This is a genomic window from Jeotgalibaca sp. MA1X17-3, from assembly GCF_021513155.1.
In the GTDB taxonomy this organism is placed as follows: domain Bacteria; phylum Bacillota; class Bacilli; order Lactobacillales; family Aerococcaceae; genus Jeotgalibaca.
Genome location: NZ_CP090983.1, coordinates 1,763,847 through 1,783,455 on the forward strand (window position 1 = coordinate 1,763,847; position 19,609 = coordinate 1,783,455).

At 35.0% G+C, this 19,609-nt stretch carries 19 protein-coding genes and 1 pseudogene; 4 read left to right on the top strand and 16 right to left on the bottom strand.

What is annotated here, in order from left to right:
- Window positions 1-92 precede the first annotated feature (92 nt).
- The 3 genes from thiI to LZ578_RS08865 all read right to left on the bottom strand — a co-directional run bounded on the left by thiI (window position 93) and on the right by LZ578_RS08865 (window position 4,292).
- Window positions 93-1,307: a tRNA uracil 4-sulfurtransferase ThiI gene (gene thiI, locus LZ578_RS08855; protein WP_235144813.1), complete on the bottom strand. Its 1,215-nt coding sequence runs from the start codon at window positions 1,305-1,307 to the stop codon at window positions 93-95.
- Window positions 1,308-1,331: 24 nt separating this feature from the next.
- Entirely contained in the window at window positions 1,332-2,468 is a 1,137-nt protein-coding gene (locus tag LZ578_RS08860; RefSeq protein WP_235144814.1) for a cysteine desulfurase family protein, read from the bottom strand.
- A gap of 105 nt (window positions 2,469-2,573) precedes the next feature.
- Window positions 2,574-4,292: a septation ring formation regulator EzrA gene (locus tag LZ578_RS08865; RefSeq protein ID WP_235144815.1), complete on the bottom strand. Its 1,719-nt coding sequence runs from the start codon at window positions 4,290-4,292 to the stop codon at window positions 2,574-2,576.
- A gap of 424 nt (window positions 4,293-4,716) precedes the next feature.
- On the opposite strand from LZ578_RS08865, the gene rpsD reads away from it, so the two are divergent.
- Entirely contained in the window at window positions 4,717-5,328 is a 612-nt protein-coding gene (gene rpsD, locus LZ578_RS08870) for a 30S ribosomal protein S4 (RefSeq protein ID WP_235144816.1), read from the top strand.
- Window positions 5,329-5,393: 65 nt separating this feature from the next.
- Here the strand turns inward: rpsD and LZ578_RS08875 are convergent, their stop codons facing one another.
- The 4 genes from LZ578_RS08875 to LZ578_RS08890 all read right to left on the bottom strand — a co-directional run bounded on the left by LZ578_RS08875 (window position 5,394) and on the right by LZ578_RS08890 (window position 7,552).
- Window positions 5,394-5,939 carry a cysteine hydrolase family protein gene (locus LZ578_RS08875; RefSeq protein WP_235144817.1) on the bottom strand — a complete coding sequence of 182 codons (546 nt, stop codon included), beginning with the start codon at window positions 5,937-5,939 and terminating at the stop codon, window positions 5,394-5,396.
- A 10-nt stretch (window positions 5,940-5,949) separates the two neighbouring features.
- On the bottom strand, window positions 5,950-6,648 hold the full coding sequence (locus LZ578_RS08880) for a 5'-methylthioadenosine/adenosylhomocysteine nucleosidase (RefSeq protein ID WP_235144818.1): 699 nt from the start codon (window positions 6,646-6,648) through the stop codon (window positions 5,950-5,952).
- 19 nt (window positions 6,649-6,667) lie between these two features.
- Window positions 6,668-6,895, bottom strand: coding sequence for a hypothetical protein (locus LZ578_RS08885; protein WP_235144819.1), 228 nt, complete (start codon window positions 6,893-6,895; stop codon window positions 6,668-6,670).
- Between the two features lie 105 nt (window positions 6,896-7,000).
- Window positions 7,001-7,552: an NUDIX domain-containing protein gene (locus LZ578_RS08890; protein ID WP_235144820.1), complete on the bottom strand. Its 552-nt coding sequence runs from the start codon at window positions 7,550-7,552 to the stop codon at window positions 7,001-7,003.
- Between the two features lie 201 nt (window positions 7,553-7,753).
- On the opposite strand from LZ578_RS08890, the gene LZ578_RS08895 reads away from it, so the two are divergent.
- The 3 genes from LZ578_RS08895 to LZ578_RS08905 all read left to right on the top strand — a co-directional run bounded on the left by LZ578_RS08895 (window position 7,754) and on the right by LZ578_RS08905 (window position 10,152).
- Window positions 7,754-8,479, top strand: coding sequence for a 5-bromo-4-chloroindolyl phosphate hydrolysis family protein (locus tag LZ578_RS08895; RefSeq protein WP_235144821.1), 726 nt, complete (start codon window positions 7,754-7,756; stop codon window positions 8,477-8,479).
- 11 nt (window positions 8,480-8,490) lie between these two features.
- Window positions 8,491-9,699 carry a toxic anion resistance protein gene (locus tag LZ578_RS08900; protein ID WP_235144822.1) on the top strand — a complete coding sequence of 403 codons (1,209 nt, stop codon included), beginning with the start codon at window positions 8,491-8,493 and terminating at the stop codon, window positions 9,697-9,699.
- A gap of 198 nt (window positions 9,700-9,897) precedes the next feature.
- Window positions 9,898-10,152: a GlsB/YeaQ/YmgE family stress response membrane protein gene (locus LZ578_RS08905; RefSeq protein ID WP_235144823.1), complete on the top strand. Its 255-nt coding sequence runs from the start codon at window positions 9,898-9,900 to the stop codon at window positions 10,150-10,152.
- A gap of 140 nt (window positions 10,153-10,292) precedes the next feature.
- Here LZ578_RS08905 and LZ578_RS08910 read toward each other — a convergent pair whose 3' ends face one another.
- The 9 genes and pseudogenes from LZ578_RS08910 to ftsA all read right to left on the bottom strand — a co-directional run bounded on the left by LZ578_RS08910 (window position 10,293) and on the right by ftsA (window position 19,509).
- Window positions 10,293-10,493, bottom strand: a complete 201-nt coding sequence (locus tag LZ578_RS08910; protein ID WP_235144824.1) for a cold-shock protein — start codon at window positions 10,491-10,493, stop codon at window positions 10,293-10,295.
- Between the two features lie 268 nt (window positions 10,494-10,761).
- Entirely contained in the window at window positions 10,762-13,551 is a 2,790-nt protein-coding gene (gene ileS, locus LZ578_RS08915) for an isoleucine--tRNA ligase (RefSeq protein WP_235144825.1), read from the bottom strand.
- A gap of 320 nt (window positions 13,552-13,871) precedes the next feature.
- A complete protein-coding gene (locus LZ578_RS08920) occupies window positions 13,872-14,516 on the bottom strand; it encodes a DivIVA domain-containing protein (protein ID WP_235144826.1) in 645 nt (214 codons plus the stop codon).
- A gap of 24 nt (window positions 14,517-14,540) precedes the next feature.
- Window positions 14,541-15,320: an RNA-binding protein gene (locus LZ578_RS08925; RefSeq protein ID WP_235144827.1), complete on the bottom strand. Its 780-nt coding sequence runs from the start codon at window positions 15,318-15,320 to the stop codon at window positions 14,541-14,543.
- Between the two features lie 23 nt (window positions 15,321-15,343).
- Entirely contained in the window at window positions 15,344-15,631 is a 288-nt protein-coding gene (locus LZ578_RS08930) for a YggT family protein (protein WP_255763851.1), read from the bottom strand.
- A 49-nt stretch (window positions 15,632-15,680) separates the two neighbouring features.
- Window positions 15,681-16,142, bottom strand: a complete 462-nt coding sequence (locus tag LZ578_RS08935) for a cell division protein SepF (RefSeq protein ID WP_235144828.1) — start codon at window positions 16,140-16,142, stop codon at window positions 15,681-15,683.
- Between the two features lie 33 nt (window positions 16,143-16,175).
- Window positions 16,176-16,847 carry a YggS family pyridoxal phosphate-dependent enzyme gene (locus tag LZ578_RS08940; protein WP_235144829.1) on the bottom strand — a complete coding sequence of 224 codons (672 nt, stop codon included), beginning with the start codon at window positions 16,845-16,847 and terminating at the stop codon, window positions 16,176-16,178.
- A 5-nt stretch (window positions 16,848-16,852) separates the two neighbouring features.
- Entirely contained in the window at window positions 16,853-18,109 is a 1,257-nt protein-coding gene (gene ftsZ / locus LZ578_RS08945; protein ID WP_235144830.1) for a cell division protein FtsZ, read from the bottom strand.
- A 45-nt stretch (window positions 18,110-18,154) separates the two neighbouring features.
- Window positions 18,155-19,509: pseudogene (gene ftsA / locus LZ578_RS08950) on the bottom strand (cell division protein FtsA).
- Window positions 19,510-19,609 lie beyond the last annotated feature (100 nt).

The window sequence follows — 19,609 nt, forward strand, 5'->3', positions numbered from 1 at the left end:
ATTCCTCCTTTTTAATATCTATCAACAGTATAACAATACACGCTTAAATTCTAAAACAAAGCGAAATACAATACTGTCACTTATGGCCTCACTTACAATAAGTCTAGGACAGATTTTTGTTTTAAATCACTATATTCTTTTTCAGAACGAATTTTTGTAACGGTAAGATTCTCTAGAGCTCTCTCTATTAACCCGTCCATATCTAATTTCCCCTCATATCTTTTCACTTTATCTAGATGTGGCTTAGTTTTAGGTGATTTGGGAGCAAAAATGGTACAACAATCTTCGAAAGGCTGGATAGATAGTTCAAACGTATCAATTTTTTTTGCGATTTCAATAATTTCTAATTTATCCATCGTGGCTACTGGACGTATGATTGGTGTATTTGTAACTTCATTAATTACTTGAATACTTTCCATTGTTTGGGAAGCCACTTGACCTAGACTTTCCCCTGTAAAGACAGCTAATGCGCTCCAATTATCTCTAATTGCATCTGTAATGCGCAACATCATGCGACGAGTAATCGTCATCGTGTACCCTTCTGGAATTGCTGTTTTAATTTCCTCTTGAATTTCCGAAAAAGGAACTTCAATATGAGTAATTACCCCACCAAAATTAGTGAGTTTTGCTGCTAAATCTTTTGTTTTTTGTAAGGATTGAGGACTGGTATAAGGAGGACTCGAGAAATGAACAGCAACAATACGAACACCGCGCTTCATTGCTAAATATCCTGCAACAGGGGAATCAATTCCACCTGAAAGCATTAAAACGCCTTTACCACTTGTACCTACCGGAAGTCCCCCTGCTCCCATATATTTTTTTGTACTAAGGAGGAAGTTTTTTTCTTTAACATCTACTCGTATAGAAAGGTCTGGTTGCTTCATCTTCACTTTTAAATCTGGTAGCTGTTCTAAAACTAAGGCACCTAATTTTGAGTTTAAGTCATTTGTATTCCATTCGTAAAAATGATCTGATCTTCTTGTATCAATTTTAAATGTTTTCCCTGCTGTCTCTTCCTCTTCAATCACAGCAATCACAGCTTTTGCTAAAGAGTCATATTGTTTTGGAATCACATAAATGGGTGAAAAACTCTGAATTCCAAAAATCATCTTCAGCTTCTCTATAATAATATCTTCAGGAGCACCGTTCAGCTCTATAAAAATATGATCCAAACTTTCTTTTATAACAATAGAAGGAAAGTCATATAAAGCGATATGAATATTTTTTGACAACTGATTAATAAATCGTTTTTTATTTTTCCCTTTGGTTGATAATTCTCCAAAACGAATCTGTATCATTGTTTCCATTTTTTTATCCTCTCATTTTTAGAATCATTGAATTTTTTGAAATTTAGTGTGTAAATCTTTAAAAACATTCACAAACTGTTGTGCTTCTTCCATTGTGTTTTCAAATGAGAAACTGAGACGAACCGCACATTGTGACCACTGAGTAGGAATACCCATAGAATGCAACGTACTTGAAGAACTTGCTTTTTTACTAGCACAAGCACTTGTTGTAGATATATAAATATTTTCTTTTTCTAGAGCATGTACCAGAACTTCCCCTCGTACTCCCTTCATGGCAAAGCAAAGAATGTGAGAAGCACCATCTAAAGGACTATAAATGTTTACATCCTCGTACTCTTTTAAAAAAGAACGAATATAGTTCTTTAATTTTTCTGTATGAATAACTGACTCTTCTTTTTGATTCATCGTTATTCGTAACGATTTCGCAGTTGCAGCAATTCCACCCACATTTTCTGTCGTGCTTCTTTCTCCAAATTCCTGATCTCCACCAGTTAAAAGTGAAGCAATCTGTTTGCCATTTTTTTTATAAAGAATTCCGACTCCTTTAGGCCCATTAAATTTATGTGCTGAAAGGACAAAGAAATCTATTCGAGGATGAATGGAAATATTTTCTAATCCACTTATCGCTTGAACAGCATCTACATGAAAATGAATAGTGGGATAGTGTGTTAATAATTCAGCTACTTCTTCAATTGGTTGGATCGTTCCTACTTCATTATTCACCGACATGATGGAAACTAAGATTGTATCCTTTCGGATAGCATCTTGTAGTTCTTCAAGTGATATCTTTCCCTCACTATTAACAGGTAGATAGGTTACTTCAAAACCAAAATTTTCAAGTTGCTTCAATGACTTTGAAACAGATGAATGTTCTACACTTGAAGTGATGATGTGTTTTCCTACTCTGTACTTTATTAAAGCAGTCCCTTTTATTACCCAGTTATTCCCTTCAGTTCCCCCACTTGTAAAAAAGATTTCTCTTGAAGATACTTTTAACAAGTTTGCAACTTGTTTACGTGATTCAGATAATAGTTCATCTGCGGCAGCACCGTAAGCATGTAAGCTAGATGGGTTTCCAAAATATGATTGATTAACTTTTAAAAATGTTTCCAAAGATTCTGGAAACATTTTAGTGGTAGCACTATTATCAAAATATACCATATATCTACACTCTTTCTTTTTTTGTTTTAAAAGCTCTTTAGAACAAAGATAAGGCTGAGACACTAGAAAATGTGCCTCAGCCTTGTTATAAATAATAATCAGAAACTAGTAAGAAGCGCGTTTCTTTTCCTCTAAATATGATTCTTCAACTTTACGGGAAGCACCTGGCTCCTCTTTTTCTAAAGCTGTTTGAATTGTTTTTTTAGCTTTTTCATAATCAAATTCTTCATTAAAATAATGTAAGGATGCACGAACGGCTTTCTCTACTTCTGGAACATCATTTCTAAAACGATTTGCATATTGGATATAGCTTTCTGTTAAATTGGCATCATCCAAAATTTCTTCTGTACGAGAGCCAAGCATATCAATATCTTCCTCACACATTTTCATAAGACGTTCTACTTCTTCCATATCAATTTTTACACGATTTAATTTGGAAGAGACTTCTTCGATTCGATCTGAAACAACAAAAAATAAATCTAAGTATACTTTTGGTAGTCCAGGAAGATGTTGCTTTTCTAAGACACGTTTCATATCTCTTATATCAATTTCAAAATAATCGATTGCTTCGCGTGCTTGTTTTTCTCGATTGCGTAATTTACTAAGGTTAGAAACCAAATCAGATTGTTCTTTATCAATTTCGTTTAATCTCTGTCCAATCTTTTCATAGTACTCTTTTGCAGCTGTATATGAAACTCGATGATCAGCAAGTTTTTTTTCATAGAAACGAAGTGTTTCATTTTCTTTCAATAACTGTTCTTCAAAGCTCCCAGCACGAGCTAATTCATTTTTATTTAAGAAAAAGTTTTGTGAAACTCGGTCAATTTCTAATAAAACATACCGATTACTTTGAAGCACATGGTCCATCTTACGAGAAAGGTTTGCTTGATGACGATCGACGAAGTCTTTTGCGATCATTTCTTCTTCGAGCACATCATAAATGGTCTCAATTTCCCTTTCAGCTTTATCCATTTTCTTTTGTGCTTCATTGATATCTGCATGAGAAATAGATTCTTTCGCTTGGTGTAGAATTCCTTCTACATCCTTGATACGATTTGGAACATTCACTTTATCAAATACATATTGATCTGCAAGCAAACGTTCGTAGCCTTCTCTAATATCTTCTAATTGCTCTTCATATTCTTCTTTTATTTTACTATTTAATTCGGGAATCTTTTCAACAACACTTTCCATTGCCGTCAAATCTTGTTCAATACGATCTAGAATTTCTTTTGCTTCCATATGATCGCCTTCATTAGTTAGAGAATTAAATTTCGAGAAATCAAGTTCTAGATAATTCAAATTCTTTTCCAATGTTTCGATAGCTGGACCAAAAATAAAACTATGAGCCAGAAGTTTTTTTCTGATTTTATTGTAACGTTCATGTATGGCTTCTAGTTCTTCCCTATTTTGCCTTGCACTTTCAAGTAAACCTTCTAAAGCAGCATTCACTTTTTCTACACTTACATGTGTTTCCTCTATTAATTTTTCACCATCATCAATCGCTTGTTTGGCTTTCACAAAATTCATTTGTTGAATATATTGCTGTGCACGTTCCAATGAAGCCTCGATTTCTGGGTATTGAAACCGGGTAATCGTCTGCCAAGTAGCTTGCCAACTCTCATAGGTTCGCTTTGTTTGACCTGTTAAATTTAAATTTTTCAACGTATACAGGTTATCTGCAACAGGAATTAACATCATTTTTTGCTTCATATGATTCACTTCTTTAATCCTATTCGCTTGTCGGCGATTGAGATAGAAGACCGTTCCGTATCCAATTAAAACAATGATAAAAATTAACATCAACCAATAAATTAAGTCCATTTAAGAATCCTCCATCTACTCAACTGTAGCTATTTCCAATTTCTTTGGAATAGCCAATATATTATCAATAAGTATATCATAGAAAAAATCTAAAAAAAGGAAGCCGTTACTTATATTTTTGATTCTTCTACTTTTTCAAAAACAATTATATTATTCATCCCAATTCGCTTCAACCTTATTCATTTACCTACCTTTTCGCTATCATAAAAGCTTGCGATAAGTTCTTCCGTGTGCTATGATAAACAACGTGTAAAATAATGCAGCGAAAATGAAACACCCACGTCAACAGTTCATCGCCTGTAATAGGTTCAATTGTGTACCCTGCCGGCTGCATAAGGTGAAGATTGAAGGATAAACTGCACGTACTGTTCTCTTTTCATTTTTATTATTTTACTCCAAAACATATTATTGGAGGAAAAAAATTATGTCACGTTATACAGGACCAAGCTGGAAAGTATCCCGTCGTTTAGGAATTTCATTGTCTGGCACAGGGAAAGAAATCGAACGTCGTCCATACGCACCTGGACAACACGGTGCTAACACTCGTAGAAAAATGTCTGAATATGGAATGCAATTGCAAGAAAAACAAAAATTGCGTCATATGTACGGCTTGAATGAGCGTCAATTCGCAACTCTATTCAAAAGAGCTGGTAAAGCTAAAGAAGGTAAACAAGGTGAGAACTTCATGATCTTACTAGAACGTCGTTTAGACAACGTTGTTTATCGTTTAGGCTTGGCTACTACTCGTCGTCAATCTCGTCAATTAGTGACTCATGGTCATATTACTGTTGATGGAAAACGTGTAGATATTGCTTCTTTCCAAGTTTCTGTAGGTCAAGTTATCGGAGTTCGTGAAAAATCAAAAGATATGGCAATTATTCGTACTGCTGCTGATTCTTTGTTTGGACGTCCTGATTTCATTACCTTTGATACAGAAAAACTAGAAGGTTCATTAACTCGTCTGCCTGCTCGTGAAGAGCTATCTGCAGAAATCGATGAGTCTTACATCGTTGAGTACTACAACAAATTAGGTTAATCTATTTTAGCTTAAATCAAAAATGCCGGAACTTTTGTTCCGGCATTTTTTTGTTTGTCTATTTATTAAATAACCTGAGCACCTAGTGTACTTTTGAAGTGTCCTAACGCCCATTTATGTCCAACAGAGTCAAAACTAGCAACTGCATCTTCATGGACGACAATTTTATACCCTAAATTATAGGCATCAATTGCCGTATGAAGCACACAAATATCTGTACATACTCCGGTTATATGAACCTCTTCTATGTTTCTTTCTCTTAAACGAATATCTAAATCGGTTCCACTAAAAGCAGAGTAGTGACGCTTATCTATCCAGTAAACAGTTTCTTTGTCTTTATGCTTTTCATAAAGTGGCTCTAACTCACCATATAAAGAACGTCCAGTGGTCCCTTCAACATTATGAGCAGGAAACAATTTATTTTCTGGATGATACGAATCGTTTGGATCATGACAATCAATCGCAAAAATGACATAGTCTCCTTTTTCAATAAACTCTTTTGTCAGTGAAACCATTTTATCTTCAATCGCTTGACCCGGTTCTCCTGTTGTTAGTTTTCCATCCGTTGCTACAAAATCATACGTATAATCAATTGTTAAAAAAGCTCTCATCTTCTTCCTCCTATCCTTTTTCATGGTGATTAGCTAAAAACGCTAGTACCATTTCAGCTGATTTTTTTCCTGCAGTAATAATAAATTCATCAAAAGAGATAGATGCTTCTTCATCTGCACTATCTGAAATAGCTCTTATAACAACGAAAGGAGTATCCATCACATAACAAGTTTGTGCAATCGACGCCCCTTCCATTTCAGTTGCACCTGCTTCGGGGAAATCTTCTTTAATCGTTGATACATCTTCTTTCGAAGCTATAAATGAATCACTAGAAACAATGAGTCCTTTTAAGGGATGAAGTCCTACAGAATGAGCAGCATCGATAATCTCATCTACATACCGTTCTTCACTTAGGTACTGAGCAGGCATTTGTGGTACCTGTCCTTTCACGTATCCAAAAGCCGTAGCATCCACATCGTGATAGGCGACTGCATCAGAAACTAAAACATCACCTATTTGTAATCCTTTTTTCAATCCACCTGCTGAACCTGTATTGATGATTAATTCGGGTTGATAGCGATCAATCATGAATGCAGTAGCTAATGAAGAATTTACTTTTCCAATTCCAGATTGTGCCAACACTACTTCTATTCCATAAATTTCACCCGTTGTATAACTCAAATGATGAACCTTCTGATCTACTCGATGTTCCATATAACTTAATAAAACATTCATTTCCTCTTCCATTGCTCCAATAATTCCAATCATTACATTCCCTCTTCCTCTTTTAAATAACAAATGCTAAAACAAAAACAAGAATAATCGTAATTAAAACGATAGAAATAGCCCAATTATAAAAATAGTCCAATCGTCTTCCTTGTTCCTTTATTGTTAACCGCTCTCCTGATGCAGGAAAACTTTCCTTCTTTTGAATATTTTCTAATTTATCTGACTCTTTTCTTTTTTTGAAAATGGGGACTTGAAAAAAGAATCTTCTTGGTTCTCTGCTTCTCATTCCGTTTCTATCTTGTTCTTTTCTTTTAAACTTTTTATTCTTTTGACCTTCTTGGTAAGTAGTCCTTGTGAGTAATGGATTTTTTCTTTTTTTGTCATCCGTTTCCTATCCTTTTTCTAAATTTTTAAGCTGCCAATACAAAAGTGCATATAGCGTTTTTGCATCACAAATCTCACCAGAAGCCTTTAACGCCATTGCTTCTTCATATGTACATTCCAATACTTCGATAAATTCATCTTCGTCCCCTGGTAAAGGATTTTCGACCTTTGAAAGACCTTCCACTAGATATAAGATGAACTTTTCATCTACATATGCTGGTGTTGGGTACATGGTAGTGATTTCTTCCCATCGATCCGCACGGTAATGAGTTTCTTCCTCTAACTCTCTTTTTGCAGCTGTCAAAGGATCTATATCTGATTTTTCTAATTTCCCAGCAGGAATTTCTACGACGGTTCGATTAAGCGGCTTTCTAAATTGACGAACGAAGACCATTTTTCCATCCATAGTAAAAGGAATCATTGCAATCGCTCCAGGATGTCGAATTATTTCTCGAATCGATGTTTTTCCATTGGGAAGTAAAACCTCTTCTCGTTCTAAATGAATCAGTCTTCCATCAAATATAACTTCTTTACTCAACGTTTTTTCTTCAAATTCCATTTCCAGTCCTCTTTTCCATTCCATTTGCTTGATTACATGATACCTCAAATCTTTCAACAACTTCAACATTCCTAATCAGTTTCAATCAAAATCGAACCTTCATCACTTTAAAATCATTCTTTTGACTGATGGATATCTCTCCTGTTTGTATGCTAAAATTAAGATAAGAAATAAGCAATGTGATGAAGGAGGATTACCAATATGCTAAATAACGCAAAAGAAATGTTAAAATATACTTTTTCCAGTGCAGCCTGCTTAATTTGTCTTGCCGTACTCTTTTTCATGTTCGGAATTGACTTTGCGACTTCCCTAATATTAACGGTTTTATTAGGCGCGTTCTTATACTATCGTTCTGGAAATGACAAAAGAACATCAAGTCGTTCAACTTATTCTCGTAAAAAATCAACTTCTCTAAATCGTGTTTCATCTGAAAAAGAAGCTTTTTATCAGTCAAAAGGTCTTACTAAAGAGGAAATGAATACGTTTCGCAATGCTATGCAAGAAGCACGAGAACAGATTTACAATATTGAAGAAAATATCAATAGCCGTTCTAAATTAAAAGCTATTATGACCCGTAATAATACTTTAAATATCTTAAAAGATTTTTTTAAGAATATTGCAGATCAACCAGAACGGCTTCATGAAGTAAATCATTTCCTTTATACTCATTTACCAAATTTGAAAGAACTCACTCAACAATATATACAAATTGATGGACACGTAGCAAAGTCGAAGGAAACATATGATTTTCTAAATAAAAGTTCCTCTACTATTGATCATATGTGTCAAATAATCAGAAAAGACTATATAACGTTTATGTCTAATGACTTGGAAAATATGGATGTAGAAATAGAACTTGCCAACCATGTATTGAAAAGAGATCATGAGGATACAACGGTTAGTGAGCCTTCAGAAAAAGAAATATAGGAGGGATATCTTTGGACAAACACGACTCAGAAAATAAAAATGTAAATCAAGAACTAGAAGATTTGTTAGCTAATCCATTTGCGGATTCACTAGAGAATCCAGCTACGCAGACAGAAAAGCCAGCTGAATTAAGTGATCAAACTAAGTCTGATAAACTTATCTCAAAATTACCAGCAGATAGACAAAAACAAGCCTATTCTTTAGCAGAACAAATTGATGAAAAAAATATGCAAGCTATTATTAGCTATGGCGCTGCTGCCCAAAAGCAATTAGGCGATTTTTCGAACTCCATGCTAAGTCACGTTCAAAATCAAGATACAGGGGATATTGGTGACTCCTTAAACGAATTAATGTTTCGTCTAAATGAAGCAAGCCCTTCTGATTTGCGAGCAGAAGATAATAATATTTTCCGAAAAATGTTTGGTAAAATCAAACAAAGCGTTTATGAAATGACTGCCAAATATCAACAGATTGGTGCTCAAATTGATAAAATAGCGATTAAACTGGAACGCGAAAAAAATGGATTATTGAATGACAACATCATGCTCGAGCAATTATATAAGAAGAATGAAGATTATTTTCATGCTTTAAATATTTATATTGCTGCTGGTGAAGTAAAGATGGAACAATTAGAAACAAAAACAATTCCCGAAGCTATCACTCAAGCAGAAGAAACTCAAAGTCAGATGGACGTACAAATCGTTAATGACTTAAATCAATTTTTAGATCGTTTAGATAAACGGACCCATGATTTACGTTTAACTAGACAGATGACGATTCAACAAGCACCTCAACTACGCTTGATCCAAAATACAAATCAAGCATTAGCAGAAAAAATCCAAGCTTCTATCCATACAGCTATTCCTTTATGGAAAAACCAAGTGGCGATTGCAATGACTCTACTCCGTCAAAAAGATGCAGTCACAGCACAAAGACAAGTATCACAAACAACAAATGATCTTCTAACGAAGAATTCAGAAATGCTAAAAATTTCTGCTATTGAGACCGCTAAAGAAAACGAACGAGGCGTAATTGATATTGAAACTCTAGAAAAAACACAACAAGATTTAGTAGATACTTTAACAGAAACATTAAAGATCCAAAAAGAAGGACGTACAAAACGAAAAGAAGCAGAGAAAGAACTTTCTCATATGGAGAATGAACTAAAAGATCGTTTGTTAAATTTACAAAAAGAAGAAAGTGACTTATATTCTTCTTAATCAAAAAGTAGAAGCTTCTACTAATAAGTAGACTTCTACTTTTTTGAATAAATGATTTCCTCTACACTAAAAATATATACTGAAAAAAGACACGATGGTTATCATTTTGAAATATCTGAACTTTACTTTATAATATAGATATAGCCAGTTGATACTATTCAATTGAGGCTAAAGTTTATAAAAGAGGAGGAAATAAAAATGGGATTGATTTGGACACTTATTGTAGGTGGAGTTTTAGGAGCTATAGCAGGTTCGATTATGGGTAAAGATGTACCTGGTGGTATTATTGGTAATATTATTGCAGGTTTCATTGGTTCTTGGCTTGGAACTTCCCTTATTGGAGAATGGGGACCTGAAATTGGAGGATTCTTTATCTTACCAGCTTTGATTGGTGCTGTAATTCTAATATTCATCGTATCATTAGTACTACGTAATATGGGATCAAAAAACTAATTAAAAAAGTTAAAAAAAGGACCAAGAATTTTCTTGGTCCTTTTTCATTTGAATATAAATAAATATAAAAATAAGAAGCGTGATAGCCACTAGGACTACCACGCTTTTGAATTTAAATATCAGAAGTTATCTTATCTATATTATAGTTTGATAACGTTAGCTGCTTGAGGACCACGATTTCCATCAACGATATCGAATTCAACAGGTTGGCCTTCTTCTAAAGTCTTGAAGCCGTCTCCTTGGATTGCTGAGAAGTGTACGAAGACATCGTCTCCACCGTCTGCCTCAATAAATCCAAAACCTTTTTCACCATTAAACCATTTTACTTTACCTTGTTCCATATTATATTGTACCTCCAAAAAATTACTTGTAATCTTCATTATAATTGTTGCTTTCTATCTTTATCTTACACTATTGGTAAAACTAAAATAAAAATAAACACTTATCCTTCTGAATTACTATTATAAGTATACTGAACATTCTTTAAAAATGCAAGTCTTATTATAGAACGTTTCCAAATGAAGTAATCTTTTAGCCTTATTAAATATAAGAAAAGAAGAACAGAAAAACAACATAATAAGTTGTCGTTCTGTTCTTCTTGTATCCTTTTTAGTCCTCTGTATCCACTAAAGCTTCAGGGAAATCAGAAAGGACAATATCTGAACAACGTTCACAAAGGGTTGGTGCTTCTTCAATTTTACCTACTTCAGGAAGAATTGCGCGACATCGTTCACAGGTTTCACCATGAGCATGTTGTACCACTACTCGCAAGCCTGGGAATTGTACGCCCTCTTTTTCAGTTTCGGAAGAATCGGTTTCTGTTTGAAGATCTAATTGTGACACAATGAATAATTGAGCTAGATTTGCATCTAACGACTCAAAGAGTTCTTTGACTTCAGCAGAAGCATACAATGTTAGATGAGCTTCAAAAGATTTACCAATAATTTTTTCATTTCGTGCCTGTTCTAATGCTTTCAATACATGATCACGAAGGCGCATAAATTGATTCCACTGCGCTAATACATCTTGAGCGCCTTCTTTAAATTCTACTTCTGGCAATTCAGCAAGCTGAACAAACTCTTCTTCTTCCTTCAAATAGCTCCAAATTTCTTCTGAAGTATGAGTAATAATTGGAGTCAATAATTTTGTAAGACTGACGATCACATCATAAAAAACAGTTTGCATGGATCGACGTTCTTCATTGTTCTCCCGTTCAATATAGACAACATCTTTTGCAAAGTCTAAATAGAAAGAAGATAAATCACCCGTACAAAAGTTCATGATGGTTTGATAGATCGTAGAAAATTTATATTCTTTATATGCTTTCGTACAAGTATCAATTACTTGGTTGAGACGAATCATCATATATTGATCTACAGAGCGCATATGATCATAGTCCACACGGTGCTCACTTGGAATAAAATCTTCTGTATTTCCAATTAAGAAGCGAATAGTATTACGAATTTTTCTGTAGGTTTCAGAAACTTGTCTTAAAATATCATCACTGATTCGAACATCAGATTCGTAATCCACACTGGAAACCCACAAACGAATAATATCTGCTCCCATATTTTTAATTACTTTCTCTGGAAGAACAGTATTTCCCATTGATTTACTCATCTTACGGCCTTCTCCATCTAAAACAAATCCTTGAGATAGTACTGTTTTGTAAGGAGCTACACCATTAACCGCTACACTGGTTGTTAAGCTTGAGTTAAACCATCCACGGTACTGATCAGATCCTTCTAAATACATATCAGCAGGGAACGTTAGATTGGAACGTCCGCGCAATACAGCCTCGTGAGAAGAACCGGAATCAAACCAAACATCCATAATGTCTGTTTCTTTTGTAAACTCTCCATTTGGACTTCCTGGATGTGTGAAACCTTCTGGTAGAAGATCTTTTGCATCTTTTTCAAACCAAATATTGGAACCAAATTTTCCGAATAATGTAGCTACATGATTAATTGTTTCAGGAGTAATGATTGGCTCATTATTTTCTGCATAGAAAATAGGTAGCGGTACTCCCCATACTCGTTGTCTAGAAATTACCCAGTCTCCTCGATCGCGTACCATATTGAATAATCGAATCTTACCAGATGGATGTAACCATTCAACTTTTTCAATTTCATCTAGAATATCTTGGCGGAATTTTTCAATGGAAGCAAACCATTGTGGAGTTGCCCGGAAAATAACCGGTTTTTTAGTACGCCAGTCATGAGGATAACTATGCACGAAGAAATCTAATTTGAGTAAAGCACCCTTTTCATCTAAAAGCTCTGTTACTAATTTATTAGCCTTATCGTAGAACACTCCTTCAAATCCTGGAGCTTCTTCCGTCAAACATCCTCTATTATCTACTGGAGATAAGATATCTAATCCATATTTTTTACCAATTAGATAGTCATCTTCCCCGTGTCCAGGAGCGGTATGAACTAACCCAGTACCTGCTTCCAAGGTAACATGGTCTCCAAGCATAACCAATGACTCACGGTTATAAAATGGATGTTGAGTAGTCATATACTCTAATTCAGTTCCTTTAAATTCTTTCAGAACCTTTACATTTTCCCATCCAATTTCGTTTGAAACAGTTTCTAAAAGGTCTTCTGCAACGACATACTTATTACCATCTGCTTCTACCAAGACATAATTAAAATCAGCATGAACAGAGATTCCAAGGTTTGCTGGCAAGGTCCATGGAGTCGTTGTCCAAATAACAAAGGATGTGTCCTTATCTAATAGCTCTTTTCCATCTTTGATTGGAAAAGCAACGTAAATAGATGGAGACTTAACATCTTTATATTCAATTTCTGCTTCTGCTAAAGAGGATTCACTTGATGGAGACCAATAAATTGGTTTCAATCCTTTGTAGATGTATCCTTTTTCAGCCATTTTTCCAAATACACGGATTTCAGCTTCTTCATACTCTGGTTTAAGAGTTACATATGGATTATCCCACTCACCTGCGATACCAAGGCGTTTAAAGACCGCCCGTTGGCTATCAATTTGATTCCAAGCATAATCTGCACACAACTGACGAAATTCAGCTACGCTCATTTCTTTGCGTTTTACGCCCTTGTTCGAAAGAGCCTGTTCAATTGGTAAACCATGTGTATCCCAACCAGGGACATACGGAGCTCGAAAACCTGACATTGATTTTGAACGTACAATAAAGTCTTTACTTACTTTGTTAAGAGCATGTCCCATGTGAATCGCTCCATTCGCATAGGGAGGTCCATCATGTAAGACAAAACTTGGTTTTTCTGCATTTTTTTCTTGTCGTTTCTCGTATAGTTCTTTTTCTTCCCATTCTTTTTCACGCTCTAGCTCACGAACTGGTAAATTTGCTTTCATTGGAAATTTTGTTTTTCCTAATAATAAAGTGTCTTTCATTTTCATGAATTATTTCCTCCATTTTTTTAAAAGTCTTTTTTAGGGATAAATAAAAAGACTCCACCCCTGATAGGGACGAAATCTTCGTGGTACCACCCAAATTTAAAGCACAAGAAATCATAAATGATTTGATTATTGCTTCCTTTAGAAACATTTAACGCTGTTTAAGCGACCTTTTTTATTTACTATTTTTAATAGTTTTCAAAAAGATTCTCCTGGATGATCTAAAGAATACAGGGACTTATTGACCTTTCACCAATCGTCAATTCGCTAAAAGTATCTATTCATTAGTTATTCCATTCATCAATAATTTGATTTTACTTGTTTTAAACAGAAACATCAATAGCTTCGCTTTGATCTTTATCATTTTCTGAATTATCCTCTTGAATAGCTGCAAGAATATGATCTGAATCATTTATACCTGCGTCTTCTAGTAAGTCTTCTACTTTTCGTGAGCGATTCATTAGAACTTCATTTAGTGTTGGTATATTTAATTCTTTTTCAGGAGCAGTATTTAGTAAGGCACTCCATTCTTCATTTTGAATTAAATTAAGTTGAGATTCAACTAAAAGATTTAATTTTTGTTTGAAGTTTCTACTTTCTTTGCGAACTTCATCTGTTTCTTGATTAATCTTTGTAGCTTTTCCTGCCGCTTCTTTCAAAAGATTATCTGCACTTCTTTCAGCTTCAAAAAGAATAATTTCAGCTTCTTTACGAGCATTTTCTTTTAATCGATCGGCTGCATCTTGTGCAACAACAATTGATTTGTTTAATGTGTCCTGAAGGTTCTTAAAGTATTCAATTTTTTCTTCAGAAAAATCAAGTTGTTTTTGTATTTCACGATTTTCTTTCAGTATTTTCTCATAATCATTTTTGAGCTCTTGAAGAAAATCGTCGACCTCTTCTTTTTTATAGCCCTTCATTTTTACAGAAAACTCTTTGTGCTGAATATCCAATGGAGTGATTGCCATGCCATACCGTCCCTTCAACTATTATTATTTACGAAGAACACCAAACTGTACCCGCCATTTGTCTTTTTTGGATTTACCTATGATCTCTTTTACTTGGATACGACCATATCCTCTTATAGAAAGAATATCGAACATACCTAATTCAAAATCTGGTCTTTCATGTTGTGCCCAGTTTAATTTTACTTTTCCTCCTGCAACTAACTCTTTTGCTCGTTGCCGTGAAATATTGTAAATAGATGATATAACTGTGTCGATTCGAAGAGAACTAACTGTTTCTTGTTCAAGAGACCAATTATCTATCGGGGCAATTAAATCAACATATCCCTTTTCTTGAAGTCGAACTGTTACTTTACCTATTTTTGTAATTTGGGTTTCTACATAGTTACTTACATTTTCCGCTACAAAGAATTGCCACCTTACTCCATCAGACATAATATCGCCAAACATTTCTCTTCTCATACCAATTCCCATTAAGGTTCCTAGAACTTTACCATGAGAAAGTTCAGAAAATTTGATTGGATATTGAATTTCATAGAGTTGAATTTCATAATCCTCTTGTTGAGGATTAAAGTACTCAGGAGAGAGTAATGCTCTCTTACGTTCAGCAGTTTCATACCCTCCATAAAAATGTACTTGAACTTCTCCCTTTTTCCCTACCAGCATCTCTAAAATATATTGCTGACGTGGATCTAAGAAATCACTTAAATACGGAGCATATTGTTCCCTAACTTGAATAATCCAAGATTGGGCAGTGTCTATAAATGGTTGCTCTTCTTTTCGAAAATGTTGAAATACTTGTTCCAACTGTTTCTCCTCCAATCTAATATTTAGACAAGCAGATTAAACAGGAACACCAGTATAACGCGCGTGCCATATTCGACCAATCGTAAGAAAAGAAGCGCAAAAAGAACGCTAAAACTAACCATTCCTACTGGTGGAATAAAACGATGGAAGAAGTTTAGATACGGTTCCACTAGTCGTGCAATAAAACGGCCCAATCCCGATGTTCGTGCATTCGGTAACCAACTCATTAATGCATATATAATTAATAATGTAGAATAAGCATTAAAAATTGCTGGAAGATTCCTTATTAGCCATACTAAAATGTTAGCCATCTAAAGCTCCTTTCTATGTACAATATTTAGATGATTCTAAATTTGTTTATTAGTAAAAATTTTCATAATCGTCTTTATTTAAACTAGTAATTTCTACCGTAGCTGGTGTGCAAAGGAAGATTCCATCCCCTACTTCTTGAATATCACCGTGGAGTGCATATACACAACCCATCACATAATCAATTATTTTAACAGCTTGATCTCTTTCCATTCTTTTAAAATTCAAGAGAACTGTTTCATTTTTCAATAAGTAATCCGCAATTTTTTGAGACTCAGAATACACTCGTGGTTCTAGAATATGAATGTTCGTCTTTGGTACGGAATTATGTTGTCCCATAGGAATTACGTTTGCTTTTGATTTCTGTGAAGAATTAGCACGGGTTTCTTCTCTACTAATCGTTTCTTTTAAATCTTGAGAATACATGTTGTCCGTGTTTACTTCCATTTCTTTCCACTCATCATCTTCTACATCCATTCCAAACAAACTACGCATACTATCTTTTAGAGTCACAATAATCCCTCATCTTTCTTGGGTTGTTTTATTTCATTCAAAGAAAGCAGATCCAATCCGGACAAAACTTGCTCCTTCTTGAATAGCAATTTCATAGTCATTACTCATTCCCATACTTGTATGTCTGCAAGGTGCATATTCTAGTTGTTTTGCTTCTATCACTTCCTGTAAGTTTTTCAATCTACCAAAACATTCATGTAATTCAGACTCATTAGCATCCACAGGTGCCATCGTCATCAAACCAACTACTTTAACCATAGGGAACTCACTAAGTACATGAATAAATGATTCTAAACCATCAGGAGAAACTCCGTGTTTAGAAGTTTCTCCTGTCACATTTACCTGTACAAAACAGGCTATCGTATGGTCTGCTCTTTTATTGATTTCTTTAGCTAAAGATTCTCGATCTAAGGCATGGAAATAATCAATTTCATTAATGACTGTCTTTACTTTCCGCGTTTGTAAAGAACCGATGAAATGCCATTTCACCTCTGGCAAATTCATATCTTCTTTTTTCTCTAAGAATCCTTCTACTCTATTTTCAGCAAAATGCCGATAACCGAATTGATAAAGTTCTTCGACTTGTGGAATAGTTTTAGTTTTTGTTACCGCTACAACAGTCAAATCTTGTGGTGAACGACCCGACTTCTCCAAGCTCTGCTGTATTTTTTGTTCAACTTTTTTAGAGTTTTCAAAAATTTCCATTTTGCTTATCGACGTCTTTTACGGAAGAACGGAGGTGTCTCCATTTGATCGTCATCTGAGTCATGATCTTCATTACCTTGCTGGTAACGTGGATAATTTTCTTTTTGCTGTTGGTTACTTTGTTCTCTTACATTTGTATCTCTACGGATATCCCAGTCACCAAAAAGATCTTTAGCTGGTTGTTCTTCTTCTTTTTCATTTGCTACTGGTTGCTCTTGATAAGGTGCATTTTGAGAGCCTGCTTCTTTACGTCCTTTAAAAGGGCTACCGCCTCGATTAGCTGCTTTTTTCTCTTCTTTACGTTTTTCAGCATCGATACCTGTTGCAATAACAGTAACGATCACTTCATCGCCCAGACTTTCATTAATAGATGTACCAAAGATAATATTGACTTCAGAAGTAGATGCTTGTGCAACAATATCGGTTGCATCTTGTGCTTCGAATAGAGTCAAGTCAGATCCACCAGTAATATTCAATAGAATTTGTTGTGAACCATCAATAGAAACTTCTAATAATGGTGAAGAAATAGCTTTCTTAGTTGCTTCAGCAGTACGATTTTCTCCGCTTCCGACACCAATACCCATTAAAGCAGAACCTTGATCTTTCATGACTGTATTTACGTCTGCGAAGTCTAAGTTAACGTAACCAGGTGATGTAATCAAATCAGAGATTCCTTGAACACCTTGTCGTAATACGTTATCAGCTTCACGAAACGCTTCTAACATTGGAGTCTTTTTATCAACAATTTCTAGTAGTCTATTATTAGAAATAATAACCAATGTATCTACATTTTGTTTTAGGTCTGCGATTCCTTCGGCAGCGAAGCGACCACGTTTTGGTCCTTCAAAACTGAATGGACGAGTAACAACTCCTACAGTAAGAGCTCCTTGATCTTTAGCAATTTTTGCTACAACCGGTGCTGCACCAGTACCAGTACCGCCACCCATTCCACATGTTACAAAAATCATATCTGCTCCAGCTAATGCTTCAGCAATTTGTGGTTCACTTTCTTCTGCTGCTTTACGACCTACATCCGGTATAGAACCTGCGCCCAACCCTTTAGTCAGTTTAGGTCCTAATTGAATTTTCACTTCAGCTCTAGATGCATTAAGTGCTTGTGTATCTGTATTTGCTACGATAAATTCTACACCTTTTACATCTTCTTCGATCATGCGGTTAACCGCATTACTTCCTGCACCACCTACACCAATAACTTTAATAATTGCTCCACCGCTCATAATTGAGTCAAATTCCAGTTCCATTCTATTTCCTCCTACTTATCTGTGTATTCACTAACAATAATTTTTTTATTCAAATATCGATTGAAAGAATTTTTTCATTTGCTCAAAGATTCCTGCTTTTTTAGGTTCTGTTGAGTATGTTTCTTGTACTGCTATTTGCCTATTTTGATCTACATTTATCTCTTCTTTTTGTTGAAGTGGTACAATTTTTTGTTTTGGTGGTTGTGTGTATGTTTGATTATGAGTTTGTGCTGATACTGGGTTTTGTATCTTATTCTTGGTCACTTGATAAATATCATCTTGCTCTGCGATAAATTTTATAAGCCCAAGACTTGTTGCAAAGATTGGATTACGCATTCCCATTTGTTCTGGAATGTACATTTTCACATTGACTCCAAAAATTTCTTCAGCAAGTTCTAATACACCTGGTAAAGCAGATCCTCCACCAGTCAAAACAATTCCACCTGGTAAATCAAGTGCTTCCACTTGATCGAGTGCGTGTTTTACATTTTCAAATGTTTGATTGATACGAGCCTCAATAATTTCAGCTAGATATTTTTCGTCCACACGTACAGGATTTTCTTTTCCAATAATTTCAACTGAAAAATATTCTTCATCTGAAGCATCTGCAGAAACAGCATATCCATAATCTCGCTTTATCTTTTCAGCATGATCCATTGTTGTATTCAAAATGATGGAAATATCTTTTGTAACATTTTCTCCACCTTCTGGATCAACGTATACAAATTTTAATTGATCGTCATGCATTACGGAGGATGTTGTTTGCCCGCCGCCCATATCAATTAAAATTGTTCCAAAATCACGTTCTCCTTTGCTCATAGCAATACTAGAAACCGCTAGAGGCTGGACAACCATATCTTCGATATGTAATCCTGCTCTTTCTACACAACGTTTTATATTATGTACTACCGTTTTAGGCCCGGTAATCATACTTGCATATAATTCCAGTCGAACACCAATCATTCCTCTTGGATCACGAATGCCATCGAAGCCATCTACAATGAACTCTTCAGGGATTACTGAAATAATCTCACGTTCTGGAGGTAATGACCTTACTTTTGCTGCATGAAAGACACTTTTTACATCTGTGTCTGTAATTTCTTTATTTTCATTTGCTACCCCATACATACCATGACAAGGTTCAATATTAATTTGGTTGCCAGGAATCCCGACAATCACATCTTTTATTGCAATATCTGCTTTTTTTCTGCTTGGCTTACTGCTTTTTTAATGGAGTCTACCGTTTCATCGATATCAACAATCACTCCACGGCTAAGCCCCCTAGACACTTCATTCCCTACTCCAATAATGTTCAACTGATTATTTACATATTCTGCCACAACTATTTTTATTGAAGTAGTTCCAATATCTAGGCTGACAAACAAACCTTGATTCTTCATTTTTATTGAAACCTCCATTTTCCGCTTTTTAACCCGCAGTCTCGAGGCGTTGATCCGTTCCACACAAAGTATCGAACGATTTTGGGAAAGCTTTTTTTAG

What these genes read in the sequence shown, in the direction of transcription:
- thiI (WP_235144813.1), bottom strand. Translation starts at nt 1,307, where the DNA reads ATGGAAACAATGATACAGATTCGTTTTGGAGAATTATCAACCAAAGGG.
- LZ578_RS08860 (WP_235144814.1), bottom strand. Translation starts at nt 2,468, where the DNA reads ATGGTATATTTTGATAATAGTGCTACCACTAAAATGTTTCCAGAATCT.
- LZ578_RS08865 (WP_235144815.1), bottom strand. Translation starts at nt 4,292, where the DNA reads ATGGACTTAATTTATTGGTTGATGTTAATTTTTATCATTGTTTTAATT.
- rpsD (WP_235144816.1), top strand. Translation starts at nt 4,717, where the DNA reads ATGTCACGTTATACAGGACCAAGCTGGAAAGTATCCCGTCGTTTAGGA.
- LZ578_RS08875 (WP_235144817.1), bottom strand. Translation starts at nt 5,939, where the DNA reads ATGAGAGCTTTTTTAACAATTGATTATACGTATGATTTTGTAGCAACG.
- LZ578_RS08880 (WP_235144818.1), bottom strand. Translation starts at nt 6,648, where the DNA reads ATGATTGGAATTATTGGAGCAATGGAAGAGGAAATGAATGTTTTATTA.
- LZ578_RS08885 (WP_235144819.1), bottom strand. Translation starts at nt 6,895, where the DNA reads ATGAGAAGCAGAGAACCAAGAAGATTCTTTTTTCAAGTCCCCATTTTC.
- LZ578_RS08890 (WP_235144820.1), bottom strand. Translation starts at nt 7,552, where the DNA reads ATGGAATTTGAAGAAAAAACGTTGAGTAAAGAAGTTATATTTGATGGA.
- LZ578_RS08895 (WP_235144821.1), top strand. Translation starts at nt 7,754, where the DNA reads ATGCTAAATAACGCAAAAGAAATGTTAAAATATACTTTTTCCAGTGCA.
- LZ578_RS08905 (WP_235144823.1), top strand. Translation starts at nt 9,898, where the DNA reads ATGGGATTGATTTGGACACTTATTGTAGGTGGAGTTTTAGGAGCTATA.
- LZ578_RS08910 (WP_235144824.1), bottom strand. Translation starts at nt 10,493, where the DNA reads ATGGAACAAGGTAAAGTAAAATGGTTTAATGGTGAAAAAGGTTTTGGA.
- ileS (WP_235144825.1), bottom strand. Translation starts at nt 13,551, where the DNA reads ATGAAAATGAAAGACACTTTATTATTAGGAAAAACAAAATTTCCAATG.
- LZ578_RS08920 (WP_235144826.1), bottom strand. Translation starts at nt 14,516, where the DNA reads ATGGCAATCACTCCATTGGATATTCAGCACAAAGAGTTTTCTGTAAAA.
- LZ578_RS08930 (WP_255763851.1), bottom strand. Translation starts at nt 15,631, where the DNA reads ATGGCTAACATTTTAGTATGGCTAATAAGGAATCTTCCAGCAATTTTT.
- LZ578_RS08940 (WP_235144829.1), bottom strand. Translation starts at nt 16,847, where the DNA reads ATGGAAATTTTTGAAAACTCTAAAAAAGTTGAACAAAAAATACAGCAG.
- ftsZ (WP_235144830.1), bottom strand. Translation starts at nt 18,109, where the DNA reads ATGGAACTGGAATTTGACTCAATTATGAGCGGTGGAGCAATTATTAAA.